Raw genomic sequence first — 21604 nt, 5'->3', positions numbered from 1 at the left:
ACCCATTTTTTAATATTTTAAAATCTTTTCAAGATTAACTATATAGTGAACAAACTCATCAAGCTTTATTGTCTCATAAGGGTCCAAATCGCTATCTACAATCCCGAGTGACATCATGCTAAGGATAAACATTTTGTACCTTCCATCGGGAGCAAAGCTTGTTGACTTTGTAATAAGAACATTGTCAATCGAAGATGATGTCTTCTGTTCATACACCATTGCCAAGATATATATTGCTTCTTGCCTTGTCAGATTTCCGCTTCTGACCTTTTCAGTATCAATACCAAACACTCTTGTTATAAGTTTAGATGCATAATCCTGAGAAAGACTTTTATTAAAGTCACTGTAAAGTTCATTTAAGTTGTATTTTTGAGCTATATACACAATATCATCTTTGTACTTGCTAAGAGTGTAACTTGACACAGTCTGAGTTTTAAGCACTCCAAATGTGCCAGGCTTTTCAACACTAAAGGTTATACTGTTTGAAAGACTGTCAATTGAAAAACTGGTTACAAAGCTGCTGCTCGAAAAGTCATATACAGCCCTTGTTTGGCTTGCCTGACCAGCCAAGCTTGCAAGCTTCAATGTAATATTCACAGGTTTTGCAAAGCTTGATACAACCAGTTCATCATTTAGATAATACCTGGCAGTTACCTTCAATGTTATCACATCAGAGTCAATATCATAACCATATGAAGGTGGCAAAACAGAAGCTGAGGAAAGTTCTATTAATATCATCACCAATCCTTTGTCAATTCCATATCTTTTTGAAATATTCTCAACCTCAGAAACATTCAAAGCACCCGGTGGAAGTTTTAACATACTACTTTTGTATTTCAAAACAAAACTCTTCTGTAACTTCTCAAGTGCATCTGCTACCTTGTATGAGAACAAAACCTGCCCTTTAGCAGAAGAGTAAAGAGCTTTTGTAAAGTCTATGACAAACTCGTTCGAATTTGTACGCTGTATCTCATCCAAAGCGTTCTGGTCATTGATGTAAAGATAATACTTATCAGAGCTATTTTCAAGTACAATAGCAACCTGTTTCTGATTTTGTATATCCCTTATTCTGTTTTGTTCTTCTTCTTTGAGCTTTTGCTGCTGATTTTCAAAGTCGCTCTGGTTAAAAACTGTTCGCGCTAAAACCTCTGCAAAAATTGAAACCTTCCCAGTCGGAATATGAATGCTTCTTACTCTGATGTAGTACAAGGTATTCGAACTTAAATTCCCAATGTAATATTTATATACAGCAATTTTTGATGACACTATAGAAGCTGGCGAAATTGAACCAGAATATACCAAACTGTACACAGTGCTATTTTCTTGTCTTACAAAAATCTGATAACCATAATTTGGATTGCCGTTCCATTGAATTGTAAGTCCATGACCACTCGAATCTCTTGATATTACCATCAAATTTTCAGGCTTTTCAATTGATGATGTTGTCACGGCAATGCTTCCCCAAAGCGACTCTTTGCCATTTTCTATAGCTTTTATAGAAAAATAGTATAGTGTGTTCGGAGCAAGGTTTTTAAATGTCACCGGAGTTGTGACATCAATATATATCTTTGCACCAACAGGAGAATTTTGCGAATATACGTCATACACAACCTGCTCGACTACAAAAGTTGAATCAGATACCTGCCTGTAGATTTCAACCTTTTGCCTGAGCATTTTGACAAAGTAATCCTTGACCTCATCTATGCTGAGGTTATTGCTCTCTAACGCTCTTGAAGTTTGCAAAATGACATATGACTGACCCGGTTTTGTATCCCATCTGAGCTTCACAGAGGTCTGTGTTACTGCATCATCCTCAGGTGCAATCATGAAATTTTTAGGTATCTCTGGCTGTGAAATAGTAGGTGGCACCTGTTGAGGTTTTGTCAAAGCAACATATGCCTTGCTAAATTCTGAAAGATAGTCTTTGTCAAGATAAACTCTTACTTTAAATCTTATATAGTAAGGAGTATTGTTTTTAAGATTTGATATATCAATATAATTAGATATACTTTCAGATGGCAGCTCAAAGTAAATCTTTACATTCTTTTCATCCCAAGATGACTCACAAACATATACCTGATAGTATACCTTTTCAGAAACTGTCAAGTTTCCAGAAAAGTAAGCTGATTGCGACACATAATCCACTACAGCCTGATTAACTTTTGAGAGCAGGTCGTCCTGATACACATAAATCCTTATACCTGTCTCAGAAGTCACAATCTGTCTTACAAAATTGTCATCCACAGGCGGCACGTTTAAAACGGCAACAGGTTTTGTTGTCCCAACAAATACAAGCGAAAAGTCAGATTTTTTCTGGTTAGCAGTGTTTATTACTCTAATCTTGAAATAATAAACAGTGTTCGGTAGAAGATTTGATATTTTATATCTATACCTTGTGCCATCTAAAATTAAATCACTTGGCAAAAGACCATCTGTGTTTGGATTATACGAAGAAGTACTGTAAACAAGCTTGTACACAGTAGGATTTCCACTTGAGTCAAGGACATCTTTATATTCTGTTGAAATCCAAATCTGATATACATAACTTGAGTCGTCTGAAACGGGTTTGTCGAACGAAACCTCTATTTCTGTCTGCGAAATAGTTTCAGCTCTGCAGTTTTTAGGTGTTGGTGGGATATCACCAAGCTCTGTCACAGAAACCTTTATAAGCGCAGAAGGAATTCTGGTGCCATCTGCAAAAACGGCTTCTACTCTTATGTAATAGTACTTTGTCGTCATAGAAAGACCGGGAATGTATGCTTCGTTCTGGTTATATGAGGTTGTTGCAAATATGTTTTGTGGTGGAAGATTGTCCCTCGGAAGCTCATTCGCGCTTGTCGCATAATATGCCCGATACTTTATCTCATCCTGTTTGTAGTTTCCAGGGTCAACACCACGCCATTGCACTCTCACTAAAGCCAAAGTCTTTCCATCTTTTTCTATCTCACCTATCTTTGCAGCACTGACCTGTATAAGCGTTGGACATGCAATGTTTGTAAGAGGCTTGTAAATCACTTTTGTACTATCCATTTTCGGGTTCATAAGGATGTAATACATCGTACCTGGCACAAGTTCAAATGTGTCAATTCCATCATACTTGTCATACACTGTCATACTTACTGTTTGGTTGATTTCCTGCGCAAACTGCTGAACACCGTCTTTATAAAGCTTTATAGGAATTGTAATATTGTTTTCCTTTTGATACTTGTAAATCTCATTTGTACTACTATCAACATAATACTGATTAGCATCTGATGCTGTTTGGCTTTTTCCTACAAAAACGTTGTAACCCCTAAAACCAATGTCTGGTTGAAAATCATCCGATACATTGATTTTGTTAAAGGTTATTAAAAGTCTTGGATGTTCTCCACCAGAGCCAAGTGGAACATCCTCTTCTTTTTCCGGGTCTGGTTCTGGCTGAGCATAAAGCTTAAACTCTGTTATAACATAAATTGATTGTGAGGTTATAATTTGGTTATCATTGCCTATAGCATTTATAGTTATTTTATACACTGTCGCGCTTTTGAGCCCTGTTATATCGCAGTATGTATTCTGGGTTACCGTTTGAAAATCTACCTGGGAATTTGAAGACGCTGCGTAGACTTCATATTGTACTGCATCTTCAATGGTATTCCATATTATAGAAATAGAATTTCTTGTTATTTTATAAACTCCACTATTATCTCTTTGCACGGTTATATTCAAAGAGGTTGAAAGGGTTTGTGAAAATAATTGAAGGTTAAAATTGGAAAATAAAAATGAAATCAAAATTACAATAGAAGCCATTCTTTTTATGTTTTTAAACATTTTTTATCCCACCTTAAAATGCACTTAAAATTTGGGCTTTTCAAAGATATAATCGGCAACAGAATGACATTTTTAAAGCACATTTTCACACGTACAAGTCGCTCCCACGAAACTCATCAGGCTCTTTGCTGCTTTCCCCAAAATGATATAAAAGCGCCTCTTTTATTCTCCTTGAAGCCTCTCCATCGCCGTAAGGGTTCACAGCCCTTGCCATCTGAAGATACTCTTCCTCATCTGTTAAAAGTTTTGTAACAATCTGGGCTATCCTTTCTTTCTGTGTCCCTGCAACCATAACTGTCTTTGCTAAAACAGCTTCTGGTCTTTCTGTTGTGTCGCGCAGAACAACAACAGGTTTCCCCAAAGACGGTGCTTCTTCCTGAAGCCCACCAGAGTCTGTTAAAACCAAATAGCTTCTTGCAATGAGGTTGTGCATATCATCAACGTCAATTGGGTTTATCAGTTTTATCCTTAGATGGTCTTTTAAAATCCTGTACGCAACATCCTTGACATTTGGATTTAGATGTACAGGGTATACAAAAACTACATCGTCAAACTCATTTGCAATCTTCAGGACAGCCTCAAAAATATTCTCAAGCGGTTTTCCAAAATTTTCTCTCCTATGAGCAGTGAGAAGAATTATCCTCTTTGAAAAATCTATATTGTTTAGACTATCTTCCTTAAACACATAATCTTCTTTCACAGTAAATTTAAGTGTATCAATCACAGTGTTACCTGTCACAAAGATGGTTTCTTCTTTTACACCTTCTGCCATCAAATTTAACTTCGCCCTTTTTGTGGGCGCAAAATGAAGGTCACACAGCGCTGCCGTGAGCTTTCTGTTCATCTCTTCTGGAAAAGGTGAATATTTGTTGTATGTTCTTAAACCCGCCTCAACGTGTCCAATCTTTGTTTTAAAATAAAAACTTGCGAGTGCTGCTGCAAATGTGGTTGTTGTGTCGCCATGGACAAGCACAATGTCTGGTCTTTCTTTCTCCAAAACCTTTTCAAATCTCAAAAGCACATCAGAAGTTATAGAAAATAAGCTTTGGTTGTATTTCATTATGTCAAGGTCATAATCAGGCTTTATATCAAAAATCTCAAGTACCTGGTCAAGCATCTGTCTGTGCTGTGCTGTGACACATACTTTAACATCAAAGTGAGAATCTTTCTGTAGTTCCTTCACAAGCGGTGCCATCTTTATTGCCTCAGGTCTTGTTCCAAATACAATGAGTGTCTTTATCATTTAGAAGCCCATCCTCTCTTGTAATTTTCATATGCCTTCTAAGTCAAAATCGGGGGTGTATTTGTCTGTTGCCGCTTCTTTGTCCTGAATGTACCCATAGTCAAGACCATTTTCCAGCACAAAGTTTACAACCTTTTGATATTCTCTTGTTGTAATTCTTCTTGAAATTTCTTTGAATTCCTTTGATCTGTACATAGGATAATACTGGCTCATAAGACTCAGCATAACTTTGCCTTTTAAATTGTCTCTTATCCAGCTCAAAACCTTTATAGAATCATTTGTGTGCATTGGAAGTACCAAATGGCGAATTATAACACCTTTTTTCATTATACCATTTTCTGTTACAACATCTCCAACAAGTTCAAACATTTTTAATATTGACTTTGATGCAAATTCAAAATACCGCGGAGCATTGGAATATTTTTTGGCAATTTCATCATCAAAATATTTAAGGTCTGGCAAAAATATATCCACATATCCTCTCAAGAGCTCTATGGTCTCTGGTTTTTCATACGAAGATGTGTTGTACACAATGGGAATTCTAAGACCCTTTCCCCTTGCAATGTCAATTGCCTCAATTATATATGGAACATAAATGGTTGGCGTCACAAGGTTTATATTGTGAGCACCTTTTGACTGAAGGTTCAAAAAGATAGTAGCAAGTTTATTTACATCTATGAACACTCCAAACCTCATCTGGCTTATTTCATAATTTTGGCAAAACACGCATCCCATATTGCACCCAGAAAAAAATACTGTGCCAGACCCGTTTTTGCCCGAGATACATGGTTCTTCCCAGAAATGCAAAAAGGCTTTTGACACCTTTATACCACCTGCAATTTTGCAAAAACCAGTCTCGCCCTCAATCCGATTTACCCTGCACTCCCGCGGACATATGCTGCAGCTTTTTAAAAGCTGTTGGGAAAGCAAAAAGCCCCACCCCTTTTCAAACATCAACATTCAGTATCCTTGAAATGTAGAGCTTTATGTCAGCAGGATTAAAAACCCTTTCAATCCTGTCGCCTTCATACACAAACTTTGATACAGCTTTTGCACCACATGCATAGATATTGTGCTTTTCCTGCATTATCATCACATTGTAAAGCCCTTCAAACCCTCTTTTGCAGTATCCAACATTTTCAAAGTTTCCTATCATATTTTTCTGCCTGTACATGTAGTATGGAATGTAGCCGTGCTCCTCCAAGATATATTGTGTCCAATCAAGAAGGCTATTTACAGTCTCCTCATCCATAAACTCATATTCATTCCATTTGAATCTCAAAAGGCTTGCCCTTTTTATGGAAAGTGTGTGAATGGTAATTGAAGCAGGAAAAAGCTTTAAAACATCCTCAATTGTCTTTTTATAATCATTCTCACCCTCACCAGGAAGCCCTAATATCACATCACTGTTTATATTTTTAAATCCATATTCGTAAGCTTGCGCAAATGCCCTTTTTATGTCCTCAAACGTGTGGTTTCTACCTATTATCTTCAAAGTGTTGTCGTTCGAAGTTTGAGGGTTTATACAAAGCCTGACATTCAAATCTTGGTTAATCTCTGCTAGATATTGCAAAAGTTTTTCGTCAATTGTATCGGGTCTTCCTGCCTCAAATGTGATCTCTCGAATATAGTCTTTTTCAAGATTCTCAAATAGATTTGTGAAAATCTTTTTTATATTCTCTATGCCCAACACTGCAGGACTTCCACCGCCAAAATAGACTGCAACAATTCTGTTTTTGTTTTCCTCTATCTTTTGATATGTCTTTTCAAATTCACAAATGAGGCTATCTGTATACATTCCTATTAAACTTTTTACCTGCCTTGTCATCTCGTGGCAGGAAAAAGAACAGTAAAGACACCTGGTAGGGCATATTGGAATACCTATGTACAAACAAGCCGAAGAAGGCTCAAGTTTACTTAAAATGTTCATTTCATTCTTTGCAATCTTTAAAAGAAGTTTTGATTTCTTATCAGAGATATAATATTCTTTTTGCAGGAAGTTATAAATTTGCTCGTCGTTTAGCCCCTGCTCAAGCAAAGGGTACACAATCTTTGTGGGTCTTATTCCTGTTAAAATCCCCCAGGGAAGCTCTCTTTTTGTTTCTTGTTTTAAAAGGTCATAAAGGTTCCTACCAAATATCCTTTTTGACTCGTGTTCATCACACACAAGCATAAAATCTTTTTGAATGGTTTTATCCTGCGTTTGGAGTTTTAAAAACACTTTCATTTCTTCAAAATACGCCTCAAAATGAATGTCTCCACCATGACCAAACTTTACCTGCACACCTGGATAGAATGCTCTTATTATGTGTTGAAAATCATACAAAAACTTTTGGCTGTTTGAAAAATATGTTATTCTCAAACTGTGCTCTACCCCTTTTGCAAAGATATATTTAGTCTAAATAAAATAAAAAACTTATAGCATTATTTTGTGCTATAAGTCAGCAATGTATTTATTAAAAGTTTTTAAGCTCATCACCAATAGTAGTTGGCACACCGTGCCCTGGATACACTTTTGTCGTTTTGGGAAGAACCAAAAGCTTTTCTTTTATCGACTCAAACAACTTATCTTCATTCCCAAACGGAAGGTCACACCTGCCAAAAGAGTCTTTGAACAGCGTGTCGCCCGAAAACAAAATGTTATCATACAAAAAACAGCTCGAACCAGGTGTGTGCCCGGGTGTGTATAAAACCTTTAACGAAAAATCAGCAAATTCGAATACATCTCCATCTTCAAAATATCCATCACAGGTTATCTTTATTTCTGAACCAATCAGATACGACAGGTTATATGCTGGATTTGACAAGATCTCTTTTTCGGCCTTGTGCGCATAAACCGGCAGTTTGAACCTCTGTTTTAGATAGCTGCAACCCATAAAATGGTCAAAATGTCCGTGCGTCAAAAGTATGGCTCTTGGCACAAGACCATTTTCCACAATAACACTCTCAATCTTTGTTGCATCATCTCCCGGGTCAATTATGACAACCTCTTTTTTGCCAAAAACATAGCAGTTTGTCACAACATCCCCAACTTCAATGCATTTAAAAAACATCAAACTCTTTACCCCCTCTACTTTTTCAAAAAACCTGTTCAGAAAACCTTCTTGCTGTCAAGCAAAACTGTCACAGGCCCGTCATTTACAATGTTTACCTCCATGTGCGCCTGAAAAACTCCGCATTCAACCTTTCTAACCTTTTGTTTAAGCCTTTCAACAAAGTAGCTATACAGCTTCTCTGCCTTTTCTTTTTCTGCGGCAAACATGAAGTTCGGTCTTCTTCCTTTTCTTGCATCGCCCATAACTGTAAAGTTTGAGACAACCAAAACCTCGCCACCTACATCCAAAAGAGAAAGATTGAACTTTGAATTTTCATCTTCAAATATTCTAAGGTTTACAACCTTTTCACAAAGATAATCAGCATCCTCTTCTGTATCATCCTGTGCAACCCCAACAAGCACGCAAAGACCTTTTTGGATTCTTCCAACCTCTTTGCCGTCAACAACAACAAAAGCCTCTTTCACCCTTTGAACAACAGCCCTCAAAGTCTTTTAGCCTCCTTTTACACGCTGAACGTCAAATACACTGTCAATCTTTCTCAGCTTTCTTATAATCTTCTCAAGCTGCTCCGTTGAGCTTATTTCTACAGTAAGATTGATATTGGCAATCCTGTCTCGTGTGGTCCTTCCCTGTATAGCCTTCACTGAAATCTTGTTCTCACCAAGCAAGTTTGTTATGTCCATCAGTATTCCTGTCCTGTCGTTTGCAAGAACGTTGATTGTAGCGTCAAACTTTGCATCTTTTGTCACATTCCATTCAGCCTCAACAATCCTCTCTGGCTCTTTTAAATACTGCTCAACATTTGGACAGTCACGCCTGTGGATTGAAACGCCTCTTCCCCTCGTGATGTATCCTATCACTTCATCGCCAGGTACCGGGTTGCAACATTTTGCAAACCTCACAAGAACATTTTCAACACCTTTTACAAGTATTCCGTTATTTGAAGAAGCCTTCGCAGGCTTTGGTTTTTCAATCTGAAGTTCTTTTTGCTCATCTTCTTTGATGTATTTCTTTATCTCCTCTTTTATCCTCAGAGCCACCTTAGTTGGTGTAATACCACCATACCCAAGTGCAGCAAACATGTCTTCCGGTGTTCTGTAGCCATATCTTTGCGAAACTGTCTGCAGCACATCCTCTTTTAGAGCAAATTGTAAAGGTAGATTTAGTTTTTTGAGCTCCTTTTCCAATATGTCTTTGCCTTTTTGAATATTCTCTTCTTTTCTCTCTTTTTTAAACCATGCGTTTATCTTGCTCTTTGCTTGAGGACTCTTGACAATCTTGAGCCAGTCCTGGCTTGGACCATGGACGTTCGGCGATGTAATAATCTCGACAATATCACCATTTTTGAGCTCATAATCAATGGGGACAAGCTTGCCGTTTACCTTAGCACCTGCCATCTTGTTGCCTATCTCACTGTGAATTGCATATGCAAAGTCTATCGGCGTTGAACCCTGTGGCAGGCTTATCACATCTCCTTTTGGAGTAAATACAAACACCTCGTCAGAAAACAGGTTTATCTTCAAAGACTCCATAAACTCTTTTGCGTCTTTCAGCTCTTTCTGCCACTCCAAAAGCTCTCTCAGCCATGCAAACTTCTCATCCTCATCAGTTGATTTTATCCTTCCCTCTTTGTACTTCCAGTGCGCAGCAATACCATACTCGGCTGTCCTGTGCATGTCAAATGTTCTTATCTGCACCTCAAATGGCTCACCTTCAGGTCCTATCACAGTTGTGTGAAGCGACTGGTACATGTTCGGTTTTGGCATTGCAATATAGTCTTTAAACCTGCCCGGCATAGGCTTGAACAGTGTGTGGATAATTCCAAGCACACCATAACAGTCTTTTACTGAATTTACAATTATTCTTATGGCAAACAGGTCATAGATTTCTTCTAATGTTTTGCCCTGCTGCTTCATCTTACGGTAGATGCTGTAAAAATGCTTTGGTCTTCCGTCTATCTGGCCAACCTCAATGTTTGCCTCTTTGAGTTTTTCTGAGATAAGCGAAATAATTTTCTTTATATACTCTTCCCTTTCTACCCTCTTTTTTGCAATCTTTTCAACAAGATCATAATAGCCTTCAGGGTCAAGATAGCGCAGGGACAAATCTTCAAGCTCCCACTTTATCTTTGAAATTCCAAGTCTGTGGGCAAGCGGAGCATATATGTCAATTGTTTCCTGAGCTTTTTGTCTCTGTTTTTCAGGAGGAAGGTACTTGAGGGTTCGCATATTGTGGAGCCTGTCTGCAAGTTTTATCAAAATGACCCTTATATCCTTTGCCATTGCAATAAGCATCTTGCGGTAGTTTTCTGCCTGTCTTTCAAGCTTACTGGTAAATTCAAGCTTGCCAAGTTTTGTGACACCATCCACAAGATCGGCTATCTCTTTTCCAAACTCCCTCTCTACATCTTCTAAAGACGCAGAAGTATCCTCCACAACATCATGCAATAGTCCAGCAACAATTGATGCAATGTCAAGCTCTAAATCTGCCAAAATCAGTGCAACCTCGAGAGGATGCACTATATATGGCTCGCCAGAGTTTCTCGCCTGCCCATCATGATACTTTTGCGCAAAATCAAATGCTTTTTTGATAAGATTTATATCCTCTTCTGACGCGTATTTTTTTACTCTTTCTATCAGCTCATTTAATTTGTCGCTCAAGCCTTATTTCACCTCGATGGACCCCCTCTTTTTCAGGTCCACTTGTTTTATATCAAAGAAGATTCAAACTGTACAACAGACCTGACATCGTATCCTTTTAAATTCTCTCTTCCGTTGAGGTATGTGAGTTCAACAAGGTATGCAATACCCACAACCTCACCACCAAGTTTCTCAACAAGCTTTATGTTTGAAAGTGTTGTACCCCCTGTTGCCAAAAGGTCGTCTATTATCACAACCTTCTGACCAGGTTTTATAGCATCAATGTGCATCTCAAGCACATCTTTTCCGTATTCAAGCTCGTATTCAACAGAGACTGTCTTGTAAGGAAGCTTACCTTTCTTTCTGACAAGAACAAGACCTTTGTTCAGCACATACGCAACAGGCGCACCAAATATAAACCCTCTTGATTCAGGTCCAACAATAAGTTCAAAGTCAAGGTCTTTAACCAAATCTACCAGAGAGTCTATAGCGTATTTGAACGCGTCCTTGTCCTGCAAAACTGTTGTTATATCAATAAAATCTATACCCTCTTTGGGAAAGTTCAAAACATGTCTGAATTTCTCTTTCAGGTTCATTAAATCTTCCTCCTATTACTTTAAGATTTTTGATTATTACGTTATTAAGTATATCAAAAAAGACTATAATTTTTAAATACTTTAAGTGCCAAAAAAATAAAAAGCCCTTTTAGCAGGCTAACCACAGGAGCTGCTAAAAGAGCTTACTTGTGTTTTCCCAAAAAGAATGTAATTTCATATACTCCTGAAAATACGTTTAAACCATGCCTCTTTATAAAATTTTGTTTTCAAAATCTCATATATCTTGAGTCTCAACTTTACAGGCATCTTGTCTATGCTGCCATAACTTGTTGCAATCAAATACTCTTTTTTGGAAAGTGAACTTTTGAGCTCTTTCTTTGCCTCAGTTGGAAGTTCAAGCTTTGCCTCATCCACTATGCAAAGTGGCGGAAATATAACACACCACCAGTTTCTCCCTTTACCATCGCCTATGAAAATTTTAACACAGTCATATATACCTGAGGGAAAAAGAAACCCGCTGTATACCCTGTTTGGAAACAAATCCCTTTGAATAACCACCTTCACCTCATAGGATTTTCTTTTTTCTTTTAAAGCTTGATTGAGATAACATTCTATTTGGGATTTTTTGTCAGCAATCTCTTTTAAAACGTGCAACTTTCCTTTTGAATAATCTATGTTTTGCGATAGAAACTCCATAAGTTTGTTTCTAACATAAAGTTTTAGCTCTTGGTCCTCTTTTGAATTACTATTTGCTATGACATGAAGCCTTACAACTGAGGCAGACAATTCTTTTTGCAGAGCATCTATCTGCTTGAAATTTAAAAACTCATAAATCAAAACAAAACTCAAAAGTGATAAAACTGCTGCTAAAATGTATGCCCTTGAAAATCGAATTTTCTGTACCATCCCTCTTTTTCCTCTCAAACAAAAGTTATTTCTATTTTTAGCATTCACTCAGAAAACAAGATTTATACATAAAAATACTCAAAACCTTTTCAGTAAATTGTCCCGCTTCGTCTTAGCTTTACATCTGGTACAACCTCTATATCTATTTTCTTGAACTCATCATCCCAGTTTTTCTTGAGCTTCTCCCAATCTTTTGACCTTTTTTTTGAAATAAAATCCCCAACTCCCAAAACATCAGCGTTGTACCTGTACTTCAAAAGATAAATAAGATCATCTGCTCTTTTCTTTATAATTTTATTTAGCTCATTTTGAATATACTTTCTCATAGGGTCATCCAAAACTTTGTACCCGCTTTTGAACACAAACTCAATAACCTCGCCTTCTATCCTAAGATTGTAAACAATTTTTAATCTTCCTTTTTCGCTTTTTATTTTCTTTTTGCTCTGAATCTCTGTAGTAATAAATGGAACATACGTGGACTTGTATTTCAAATCGTCAATAAATGTGTGTTTTGCCTTGCCCATGAGAAGCTTATAGATTTGAAGTTGCCTTTCATCCAGCCAGCCAACAAACCTGAAATTCTTAAACACAGCAGCACCAGCTACTTTCAAGGTTTCAACTCCAGGTTCCACCCTCGATATAACTGCGCAGTTTGAATCTATAAAACTATTTACAACTTGGCTCAAAGGTGTATCAATTACTCTTCCATAAATTGATGCATTTTTTGATATCTCAAAAAGGTGGATGCCAGTCACAGGTTGAACAAGAGGCATGGTGTTTAGAATATCTCTCGCTGTTGTCTCTGACACAAGCAAAAATGTGTTTTGAGGAATATCACTTTCTCTGTTGAGAGCATCCAAAACCTCTCTTACATAACCTGGCTCTTCTACTAAATCTCTGCCCAGCACAACAACCTTTAAATACCCATAATACAGCCTTTTATTTATCTCTCTTTCAAGGTAGTTTCTGACACCAACCACGTTGTTTGTGGGTCTTACAAACAAAAATCTCATCTGCTCGTCCGGCTTTGAATCCTTCCCTATGGTTCTGAGGTTTGGGAAAAGCACTGTCACTGCAAACTTGTATTCATTTTTGCTGCTTGGAAGAGGTGGTTTTACCTTTCTTTTTGTCTGTGGGTCAATCCCTTTCTGGTCTGTCTTGATATCAGGCTTTTTCTGTTCAGGAGAAAATTTCTGAGTTTTTCTGTCAAGATCAATATACTCACTGCTTTCATACTTGTTCAAATCGCTCGGGTCATACTTGTCAACACCAAGGGCAAGAATATAGCCTCTGTCTTCTATCTCAACCCTGTCCCAGCAACCTGACATGAAAAACGCAAGGAAAACCATTAAAATTGCTAAAACTGCTCCTCTTTTTTGCTTCATGTCTTTTTCACCTTCTTTTTAATAGAAAGGACAGTGTAGGTGACAAGCGGCAAAAATAAAACAACAAAGGTTGCAAAAAAGTAGCTAAAATAGTCCATAAACTTCTGTATCTCAGATATATTTTGAGGAATCAAAGAAAGAATGTAAATGAAAGGAAGCTGTGAAAATACAAAGAAGTTGTGCTCCTTGGTGTTGAAAATCCTCGCCAAAATCAAGCCTGTTGTCATCAAGAAAATAATCTCTGTTGTATAGGTTGTTATCATCCACAGGGCAACAATTATGCTCTCTGGTCTTTCAATGACAACCTCCAAAACTGTCACATCCCTAAAAAGGTTCAAGGTTGGCCAGATCATTGTCTGCATCTCTTTTGCCCCAAAATCAGCTGTTGCAAATATTATTATCACTTCATAGAGCAAAACTGTGACCAAAAACCCGAAAAAAGCACTTTTGATGAGCTTGTCTTTTCTTCTTATATAAGGCATGAAAAACAGGAATGCCTCGAATCCCAGAAAACTAAATATTGTTGTCCCAATCCCCTGAATCAGTTTTAAAAAAGGAATGTTCAAAATGGGAAGAAGGTTTGAAAAATCAAGCCGCTGATACACAAAAAAACTTAAAACTACAATAATTACAACAATTCCTGGCATCAATATCTCACATATCCTTGCTATAACCTCAATTCCATATCTGGAGATATACGCACATGTGAGAAGAAATGTAATTATCAAAACTTCATTTGGTGTGAGGTTGAACAAAAACTCCTTTGCAGTCTCTGCTATCAGCCTTGTTTCAAATGCCGAAAAGATGATAAAGTATAGGACATATATAAGCGAAAAGAAAATACCTAAAATCTTGCCAAACGCATCATTCAAAAGTTCAATGAAAGTGATATCTGGATTTGACATTATAATTTTAAATATTAAAAGAAATACTGCAAAAGATAGTATCCCACCAAGCAGCACCGCAAGCCACCCGTTTTGCTCAGCAGTTTTTGCAACAGATGCAGGCATGAACATTATTCCTATTCCTATCATTACAGAAACAAACAACACAAAACACTGAAAACTTGAGATTTTATCATTGTCGTTTATTATCACTTGCTCTCACCTGCCGAACTTGGAAGAGTGTTTCTTTCATACATCATTCTTATTTTCTGGTAAGTTGATGCAAATATTGGTCGTGCCCACAGGTACCTTGTCGGAAGCCTTACAACAGTATCTTTGTAGTCCATTATCTCAAATGAAACAAAAGGTGATAAAATTGGCACGCCAAAACTTTTGAGTTTTACAAGATTGCTAAGAATAATAAGACTTAGCAAAATAAACCCATAAAGCCCCAAAGCTGCACAGACAATAATATAGATAAATTTTAAAAGCCTCATTGATATAGAAAAGTTGTAAGCAGGGATGGCAAATGAAGCAATTGCGGTTGTTGCAACAAGTATGACCATTATAGGTGAGATTATTCCCGCCTGAACAGCAGCTTGTCCGATTATAAGACCACCAACAATCCCAATTGTCTGACCGATTGGACCTGGAAGTCTCAAACCAGCCTCTCTTAAAAGCTCAAGCATAAACTCCAAAAACAGTGCTTCAACAAACACTGGAATTGGCACACCTTCTCTTGTTGCTGCGATAAAAAGCCCTAAGTCAGGCGGGATCATGCTGGGTGTAAATGATGATATAGAGATATAAAATCCCTGAAGCGTCATAGCAATTAATGCTGCAATTACCCTCAGGATTCTTATCACCGTTGCAATGTGCCATCTTTCATAATAGTCCTCTGCGTGTTGGATGAGTGTCATAAGAGTTGCCGGAACAATCAAAGCTGTGTTTGTATTGTCACAGAGAATCACAACTCTTCCTTCATAGATTGCGGCAACTGCTGTATCAACCCTCTCTGTGTGCTGGATGGTTGGAAATAGACAAAAGATATCATCTTCAATTAGCTGTTCTATCATTCCAGCTTCTATGACAGCATCAATGTCTATTTTGGAAAGTCTCTGTTTTACCTCATTTAAAACATCTCTGTCCACAATGTCGTCGATATACACAAGATATATATCTGTCTGGGAACGCCTGCCTAATTTTATGTTCTTTATCCTAAGCCTTGTGTCCCTTACCCTTCTTCGAATAAGTGCTGTTGAAAACCTCACAACTTCATTGAAACTGTCGCGCGGACCTCTTACAGCATTCTCTGAGACTGGCTGTTGAATACCTCTGTTGGGAAAGCTTCTTGTAGAAACTCTTATTATCCTGTCAGACCCATCAACAAAAAGAAGTGTCTCTCCACAGAGAAGATCTAAAATAGCATCTTTAAAGCTTGTAACCTCTTTTATATCAGATGTTGCAAGAAGAGTATTTAGAATTTTGTTATACGCATCTTTTTGAGAAATCTCCTCTTTAAAAAGCTGTATCTCTACCATAAGATGTTTTATTACATCCCTGTCAATTATTTCTCTGTTTACAAGCCCGTCGACAAAGATGGTTGCACATTTTACATTGCCCGCAAAAAATTCTCTAATTACAATGTCATCGTTGTCAACAAGCAGTTCTTTTACGTACTTGATGTTCTCATCAATAGATGGAAAGATTTTATCCTGGGCTTCAACAAATGTTTTTGTCTCTTTCTGCTGATAACTTCTTTTCCTTTCTCTCCTGCGTTTTATTATTTCAATAAAACCCATGGTTCTTCACCACTTTCATATAAAAAGTTTTATAATATACATGAAAACCCCAATACACACAAGCAAAATTCCAGTTATCTTTGCAAGTCTCATTTCTCTTTGCAAGTTTTTAGATTTTAGTTCCTTTACGTCAAGTAAAAATATCAAAATGCCACTCAGAAGAAACATCAGTATACTGTATTTTGTTATGATATCCGAAAGTTTTATCATCTCAGCCAAATTCTCCTTTCTACCACTTAATATGCAATACAAATTTTATTTTTATACTTGAATTTTTTAAAAACATATGCTAAAATCCATTCCATAAAAACATTTGTCTTTTATAGGTGAACAGTAGCTATGCTAAAGAAAGACGCCACGTACTATATAGTTGAAGAAAGTGTTCTGCCAGAAGTCTTTTTGAAAGTTGTCAAGGCAAAAGAGCTATTAGAAAAGGGTGAAGTGAAAGCTGTAAACGAAGCTGTAAAGATGGTGGGTATTTCAAGAAGTGCTTTTTACAAATACAAAGACTGTATATTCCCCTTTTTTGAAAGTTCCCGTGGCAAGATTATAACTCTTGCTCTTGTTTTAAAAGACATCCCTGGAATTTTGTCGAAGATACTAAACATTATTTCTGAGACAAATGCAAACATTCTTACAATCAATCAAAACATTCCTCTTGGCGGGATTGCAACTGTCTCAATTTCTATCAGAACATCAGGGATGACAAAGTCTGTTAAAGATTTGATCCTTGAGATTGAAAAGGTTGATGGTGTTAAAAAAATTGAGATTTTGGGAAGAGAAGAGTATTAAAAAGGTTTTGAAAAAGGAGGGAAGCTAAAGTGGCAAAGGTTGCAATAATGGGATTTGGCGTTGTTGGTTCAGGTGTATGGGAAGTTTTGACAAAAAATGCATCATCAATTGCAAAAAGAGCAGGGGAAGAAATATCGGTAAAATACATTCTTGACATTCGCGATTTTCCTGACCATCCCGCAAAAGATTTGATAATAAAAGATTTTGATATTATATTGAACGACCCCGAAGTTTCAATTGTTGTTGAGACAATAGGCGGGCTTGAACCTGCATACACTTATACAAAAAAGCTTCTTTTAAACGGGAAACACGTTGTAACATCCAACAAGGAACTTGTTGCAAGGCACGGTCCTGAACTTTTAAAGATTGCAAAGGAAAACAATATAAACTACTTTTTTGAAGCAAGTGTTGGTGGCGGAATACCCATTATAAGACCTCTTCAAAACTGCTTGGCAGGAAATCAAATTACAGAGATTGCAGGAATTTTAAATGGTACAACAAACTATATTCTCACTCAGATGAAAAAGTATTCACTTTCGTTTGAAGATGCTCTAAAAGAAGCTCAGGAAAAAGGATACGCAGAAAGAAACCCAAGCAATGATATAGAGGGTCATGACGCATGTAGAAAGATTGCAATTCTCTCATCTATTGCATACTCTCATTATGTAAACTATGAAAGCATTTATACAGAAGGGATATCCAAGATAACAAAAGAGGACATGGAGTATGCTGAAGAGCTTGGCTGCACAATAAAGCTCATTGCAATGAGCAAAAAGATTGACGACAAAAAAGTAGTTGCAAGAGTTTCGCCCCTTATGATATCTTACAAAAGCCCGTTTGCAAATGTGGATGATGTGTTCAATGCAATTTTAGTAAAAGGCGATGCAATTGGTGATGTAATGTTCTATGGCCAAGGTGCTGGAAAGCTTCCAACAGCGAGTGCTGTTGTTGGCGACATCATAGACATTGTAAAACATATTGACAAGTCTTATGTCTACACATGGGCAATATCTGGTGATATTGAAGTTGTTGACATTGGAAATACATCCTGCAGGTTCTTTGTAAGAGTGAAATACAAAGACTACTCAAAAGCAAAAGACGCTGTATCTCTCATCTTCAATGACTGCATGATAGTAAATACACACAAACCGATAGGCTCAAGCGAATTTGCGTTTGTGACCCATGAGATGAAAGAAAGTGAGTTCAAAGAAAAGATTTCTCAGCTTGAAAAGATTCCTGTTGTGGAAAAGATCTTGTCTATTGTTAGATATGATGAAAATATATAAGCAAAATGTCTGGAGGTAAGTTGAAAAAATGATTTCTGTAAAGGTTCCGGCATCGTCGGCAAACCTTGGTGCCGGATTTGACTGTATGGGTGTTGCTCTTAAGCTTTACAACATCATTGAAGTTGAAGAGATTGAAAAAGGACTTATAATTACTTCATCACCGGATGACCCATCAATTGCAAAGGATGAAAACAACCTTGTGTTCAGAGCTATGAAGACAGTGTTTGATGAAGTTGGTTGGTATCCCAGAGGGCTTAGGATAAACCTTATAAACGAAATTCCTCTCACGCGTGGGCTTGGTTCTTCTGCTGCTTGTATCTCAGGTGGAATTTATGCTGCAAATTTACTGTGCGGCGGAAAACTTTCTGAAGAAGAGATGATTTATTTGGCTGCAAAGATGGAGGGGCATCCGGACAACTCAACACCAGCAATGATTGGTGGACTTGTGTTTGCAGTACTGGAAGATAAAAAGGTAAACTATATCAAGTTTGTTGTGCCAGCAAGACTCAAGTTTGCAGTGTTTATTCCTGATTTTCAGCTATCAACAGAATATGCAAGAAATATTCTGCCAAAATACATTGAGTTCAAAGATGCCGTGTTTAACATTGGCAGAGCAACGCTTTTTGCAAGTGCAATCACAACAGGAAACTATGAGCTTTTACCGGCTGCAACACAGGATAGGCTTCACCAGCCGTACAGAAAAAAGCTCATTCCTGACTTTGATAAAATTGTTAACCTGTCTTTAGAAGCTGGCGCAAAAGGAGCGTTTTTGTCCGGGGCAGGGCCTTCTATAATTGCTCTTGTTGATGAGAATTATGAAATCTTTGAACAGAACGTCAAAAATGCACTTGCCAGCATGGAGCTTGCGGCTAACTGGGACTTTATGATTTTGGAAGCTGACAATAGCGGTGCAACAGTTTTTTCTGTTCAGAGCACAAGTTTAAAAAGATAAAGCAAACTACTCAAAAGTGTAATATAATAGTATCAAAATGGTCTTATTAAATTTCATTTTAGACCATTGATTTCACAAGGGAGGGAAATATCTTGGGAATAGTTGTCCAAAAGTATGGTGGAACATCTGTTGCAGACAAAGAAAGAATATTTCGAGCAGCAAGGCGGGCAATTAGCGAGTATGAGAAAGGAAACAAGGTTGTGGTTGTTGTCTCAGCTCAAGGCGATACAACAGACGAGCTTATTGAAAAGGCAAAAGAGATAAACGAAAATCCTTCAAAAAGAGAGATGGATATGCTCCTTTCCACAGGTGAACAGATTTCAATTGCACTTATGGCAATGGCAATTGAAAAGCTTGGGTATCCTGTCATTTCGCTGACCGGGTGGCAGGCAGGAATAAAGACAGACAGCCACTATTCAAATGCAAGAATCATTGAAATTGACACAGAAAGGCTCCAAAGAGAGCTTGATAAGAGGAACATAGTTGTTGTTGCAGGTTTTCAGGGAATAAATAAGTATGATGATATAACCACGCTGGGGCGTGGAGGTTCTGATACAACAGCTGTAGCTTTGGCTGCCGCTTTGAAAGCTGATAAATGCGAAATATATACAGATGTTGACGGTGTTTATACAGCAGACCCAAGAATTGTTCCAAACGCATCAAAACTCAAAGAAATTTCTTATGATGAGATGTTAGAACTTGCCACACTTGGTGCAAAGGTACTTCATAACAGGTCTGTTGAGCTTGCAAAAAAATACAATATTCCTCTTGTTGTTAGGTCATCTTTCAACGACAATGAAGGAACAATTGTAAAGGAGGTAAATTCGGTGGAAAAGCTTTTAGTATCCGGCGTTGCGTGTGACAAGGACATTGCAAGGGTTGCGGTGATTGGAGTTGAAAATGTTCCGGGCAAGGCATTTCAGATATTTTCACTTTTGGCAAAAGAAAATATAAACGTTGACATAATTCTGCAGTCAATTGGAAGAGAAAAGACAAAGGATATATCGTTTACAGTGTCAAAGAGCAACTTAAAGCAGACACTTGATGTTTTGACAAAGAATCTGCACGTAATTGGCGCAAAGGATATAACATATGCTGACAATGTTGCAAAGGTATCTATTGTAGGTGCTGGAATGGTCAACAATCCAGGTGTTGCTGCAATGATGTTTGAAGCACTCTATGATGCAGGTATCAACATCGAGATGATTTCAACATCTGAGATAAAGATATCAGTGTTGATTGACGAAAAGGATGCTGAAAAAGCAGTCAGAGCTATACATGACAAGTTCAAACTTCACCTTTTGAACAATGGCAAATAAAATAAGCAAAAGGGGCTGGTCAAAGTTGTAATTTACCAGTCCCCTCTTCTTTTTTATTTTATCATCTTTTTGATTCTATTGATAAACTCCAAAAACACAATTCCTGGCTCTTCAAGGTCAGAAAACCATCTTTTTACCCATTCAAAAGAAAGATAATTGCTATAGCCTTGTCGCAAAAGAAGACTTATTGCCTTTTCAATAGGCACATCACCCTCGCCTATCATCTTAAACACAAGCTTGCCATTTTCAACTTTTGAGTCTTTCACGTGAACATGCTTTATAAAATCTTTCAAGTTGCTAACGGTTTTCTCAACATCTTCATTAAAAAACCTATAAGGATGGTGAATGTCCCACACAACACCAACATTTTGATATGGCACCTTTTCAAGCAAATCAGCAAGTCTTTTTGACTCTGCCCAAACGCCATTTGTCTCAATTAAAATGTCAACATCATACTCCTTTGCCATGTCGCACAGCTTGCAAAGCATCTCTTTTACAAATCCTTCATCAACATCCTCCCCAGGTGTTATCCATCTATCTCCCAAAACCCTTATGTATTTGCAAGAAAGCTCCTTTGCAAGTTCTATGTGCGCTTTTGCAGACTTTAAGGTATTTTCCTGGTAAGATTTATCGAATATATAACATGAGGTTGCCAAACATGAAATCTCTAAATTCAGTTCTTTTAATCTCTTTTTTGTCGATGGCAAGTTTTCAGGAGTAAAAGGTTCTGCTCTATATAATTCAAGTTCATCTCCAAGTCCTCTCAGTTCAATACCGTCATATCCAAAATCTTTGGCAGCAGCTAATATTTCATCCCAGGTAAAGTTGGGACATCCTACTGTTGAAAAGCTAATCTTCATTAAATGGTATTTCCTCCTTCGCAAAAATGCCGTTTTTAATATTTTACTACTTTGTTTTTGTTATGAAAAGCCATCTGTAAAATTCTATTGACATTTGATTTTGAAGAAATTTATAA

General features: G+C 37.4%; 18 protein-coding genes. 4 read left to right on the top strand and 14 right to left on the bottom strand.

Features of this window, described 5'->3' with window-relative positions:
* Positions 1 to 9: 9 nt before the first annotated feature.
* The 13 genes from CALHY_RS04200 to CALHY_RS04140 all read right to left on the bottom strand — a co-directional run bounded on the left by CALHY_RS04200 (position 10) and on the right by CALHY_RS04140 (position 16489).
* Positions 10 to 3807 carry a fibronectin type III domain-containing protein gene (locus tag CALHY_RS04200; protein WP_013402763.1) on the bottom strand — a complete coding sequence of 1266 codons (3798 nt, stop codon included), beginning with the start codon at positions 3805 to 3807 and terminating at the stop codon, positions 10 to 12.
* 85 nt (positions 3808 to 3892) lie between these two features.
* On the bottom strand, positions 3893 to 5050 hold the full coding sequence (gene wecB, locus CALHY_RS04195; RefSeq protein ID WP_013402762.1) for a non-hydrolyzing UDP-N-acetylglucosamine 2-epimerase: 1158 nt from the start codon (positions 5048 to 5050) through the stop codon (positions 3893 to 3895).
* A gap of 27 nt (positions 5051 to 5077) precedes the next feature.
* Positions 5078 to 6004, bottom strand: coding sequence for a radical SAM protein (locus CALHY_RS04190; protein ID WP_013402761.1), 927 nt, complete (start codon positions 6002 to 6004; stop codon positions 5078 to 5080).
* The gene (locus tag CALHY_RS04185; protein WP_013402760.1) at positions 5997 to 7412 is read right to left on the bottom strand and encodes a coproporphyrinogen III oxidase; all 1416 of its coding nucleotides are present in this window, start codon (positions 7410 to 7412) and stop codon (positions 5997 to 5999) included. Before CALHY_RS04185 ends, CALHY_RS04190 begins: the two co-directional genes overlap by 8 nt.
* A 94-nt stretch (positions 7413 to 7506) precedes the next feature.
* The gene (locus CALHY_RS04180; protein ID WP_013402759.1) at positions 7507 to 8103 is read right to left on the bottom strand and encodes an MBL fold metallo-hydrolase; all 597 of its coding nucleotides are present in this window, start codon (positions 8101 to 8103) and stop codon (positions 7507 to 7509) included.
* Between the two features lie 38 nt (positions 8104 to 8141).
* Positions 8142 to 8591, bottom strand: coding sequence for a D-aminoacyl-tRNA deacylase (gene dtd, locus CALHY_RS04175; protein ID WP_013402758.1), 450 nt, complete (start codon positions 8589 to 8591; stop codon positions 8142 to 8144).
* 6 nt (positions 8592 to 8597) lie between these two features.
* Positions 8598 to 10766 (bottom strand): RelA/SpoT family protein, encoded by a 2169-nt coding sequence (locus CALHY_RS04170; RefSeq protein WP_013402757.1) that lies wholly within the window; start codon positions 10764 to 10766, stop codon positions 8598 to 8600.
* 47 nt (positions 10767 to 10813) lie between these two features.
* Positions 10814 to 11341: an adenine phosphoribosyltransferase gene (locus CALHY_RS04165; protein ID WP_013402756.1), complete on the bottom strand. Its 528-nt coding sequence runs from the start codon at positions 11339 to 11341 to the stop codon at positions 10814 to 10816.
* A 174-nt stretch (positions 11342 to 11515) separates the two neighbouring features.
* Positions 11516 to 12208 (bottom strand): stage II sporulation protein R, encoded by a 693-nt coding sequence (locus tag CALHY_RS04160; protein ID WP_013402755.1) that lies wholly within the window; start codon positions 12206 to 12208, stop codon positions 11516 to 11518.
* 89 nt (positions 12209 to 12297) lie between these two features.
* The gene (locus CALHY_RS04155; RefSeq protein ID WP_013402754.1) at positions 12298 to 13593 is read right to left on the bottom strand and encodes a Ger(x)C family spore germination protein; all 1296 of its coding nucleotides are present in this window, start codon (positions 13591 to 13593) and stop codon (positions 12298 to 12300) included.
* Positions 13590 to 14690, bottom strand: coding sequence for a GerAB/ArcD/ProY family transporter (locus tag CALHY_RS04150; RefSeq protein WP_013402753.1), 1101 nt, complete (start codon positions 14688 to 14690; stop codon positions 13590 to 13592). Before CALHY_RS04150 ends, CALHY_RS04155 begins: the two co-directional genes overlap by 4 nt.
* Positions 14687 to 16279: a spore germination protein gene (locus CALHY_RS04145; RefSeq protein ID WP_013402752.1), complete on the bottom strand. Its 1593-nt coding sequence runs from the start codon at positions 16277 to 16279 to the stop codon at positions 14687 to 14689. The genes CALHY_RS04150 and CALHY_RS04145 overlap by 4 nt, the downstream gene beginning before the upstream one ends.
* A 15-nt stretch (positions 16280 to 16294) precedes the next feature.
* A complete protein-coding gene (locus CALHY_RS04140; RefSeq protein ID WP_013402751.1) occupies positions 16295 to 16489 on the bottom strand; it encodes a CLC_0170 family protein in 195 nt (64 codons plus the stop codon).
* A 129-nt stretch (positions 16490 to 16618) separates the two neighbouring features.
* Here CALHY_RS04140 and CALHY_RS04135 point away from each other — a divergent pair, with 129 nt between their 5' ends.
* The 4 genes from CALHY_RS04135 to CALHY_RS04120 all read left to right on the top strand — a co-directional run bounded on the left by CALHY_RS04135 (position 16619) and on the right by CALHY_RS04120 (position 20628).
* Complete coding sequence (locus CALHY_RS04135) at positions 16619 to 17071, top strand: ACT domain-containing protein (RefSeq protein ID WP_013402750.1); 453 nt, start codon at positions 16619 to 16621, stop codon at positions 17069 to 17071.
* Between the two features lie 29 nt (positions 17072 to 17100).
* On the top strand, positions 17101 to 18357 hold the full coding sequence (locus CALHY_RS04130; protein ID WP_013402749.1) for a homoserine dehydrogenase: 1257 nt from the start codon (positions 17101 to 17103) through the stop codon (positions 18355 to 18357).
* A gap of 28 nt (positions 18358 to 18385) precedes the next feature.
* Positions 18386 to 19309: a homoserine kinase gene (gene thrB, locus CALHY_RS04125; RefSeq protein ID WP_013402748.1), complete on the top strand. Its 924-nt coding sequence runs from the start codon at positions 18386 to 18388 to the stop codon at positions 19307 to 19309.
* 92 nt (positions 19310 to 19401) lie between these two features.
* Positions 19402 to 20628, top strand: coding sequence for an aspartate kinase (locus tag CALHY_RS04120; RefSeq protein WP_013402747.1), 1227 nt, complete (start codon positions 19402 to 19404; stop codon positions 20626 to 20628).
* A 53-nt stretch (positions 20629 to 20681) separates the two neighbouring features.
* Here CALHY_RS04120 and CALHY_RS04115 read toward each other — a convergent pair whose 3' ends face one another.
* The gene (locus CALHY_RS04115; protein ID WP_013402746.1) at positions 20682 to 21488 is read right to left on the bottom strand and encodes a sugar phosphate isomerase/epimerase family protein; all 807 of its coding nucleotides are present in this window, start codon (positions 21486 to 21488) and stop codon (positions 20682 to 20684) included.
* Between the last annotated feature and the right edge of the window lie 116 nt (positions 21489 to 21604).

This window comes from Caldicellulosiruptor hydrothermalis 108, from assembly GCF_000166355.1.
Taxonomy (GTDB): Bacteria; Bacillota; Thermoanaerobacteria; order Caldicellulosiruptorales; family Caldicellulosiruptoraceae; genus Caldicellulosiruptor; species Caldicellulosiruptor hydrothermalis.
Note: the sequence above shows the minus strand (reverse complement) of the source record. Positions and strands in the feature narration are given on the sequence as shown.

Excerpts from the sequence above, each read along its gene's own strand:
- CALHY_RS04200 (WP_013402763.1), bottom strand. The coding sequence starts at position 3,807 with ATGTTTAAAAACATAAAAAGAATGGCTTCTATTGTAATTTTGATTTCA.
- CALHY_RS04155 (WP_013402754.1), bottom strand. The coding sequence starts at position 13,593 with ATGAAGCAAAAAAGAGGAGCAGTTTTAGCAATTTTAATGGTTTTCCTT.
- CALHY_RS04145 (WP_013402752.1), bottom strand. The coding sequence starts at position 16,279 with ATGGGTTTTATTGAAATAATAAAACGCAGGAGAGAAAGGAAAAGAAGT.
- CALHY_RS04135 (WP_013402750.1), top strand. The coding sequence starts at position 16,619 with ATGCTAAAGAAAGACGCCACGTACTATATAGTTGAAGAAAGTGTTCTG.
- CALHY_RS04140 (WP_013402751.1), bottom strand. The coding sequence starts at position 16,489 with ATGATAAAACTTTCGGATATCATAACAAAATACAGTATACTGATGTTT.
- CALHY_RS04160 (WP_013402755.1), bottom strand. The coding sequence starts at position 12,208 with ATGGTACAGAAAATTCGATTTTCAAGGGCATACATTTTAGCAGCAGTT.
- CALHY_RS04180 (WP_013402759.1), bottom strand. The coding sequence starts at position 8,103 with ATGTTTTTTAAATGCATTGAAGTTGGGGATGTTGTGACAAACTGCTAT.
- thrB (WP_013402748.1), top strand. The coding sequence starts at position 18,386 with ATGATTTCTGTAAAGGTTCCGGCATCGTCGGCAAACCTTGGTGCCGGA.
- wecB (WP_013402762.1), bottom strand. The coding sequence starts at position 5,050 with ATGATAAAGACACTCATTGTATTTGGAACAAGACCTGAGGCAATAAAG.
- CALHY_RS04165 (WP_013402756.1), bottom strand. The coding sequence starts at position 11,341 with ATGAACCTGAAAGAGAAATTCAGACATGTTTTGAACTTTCCCAAAGAG.
- CALHY_RS04190 (WP_013402761.1), bottom strand. The coding sequence starts at position 6,004 with ATGTTTGAAAAGGGGTGGGGCTTTTTGCTTTCCCAACAGCTTTTAAAA.
- CALHY_RS04115 (WP_013402746.1), bottom strand. The coding sequence starts at position 21,488 with ATGAAGATTAGCTTTTCAACAGTAGGATGTCCCAACTTTACCTGGGAT.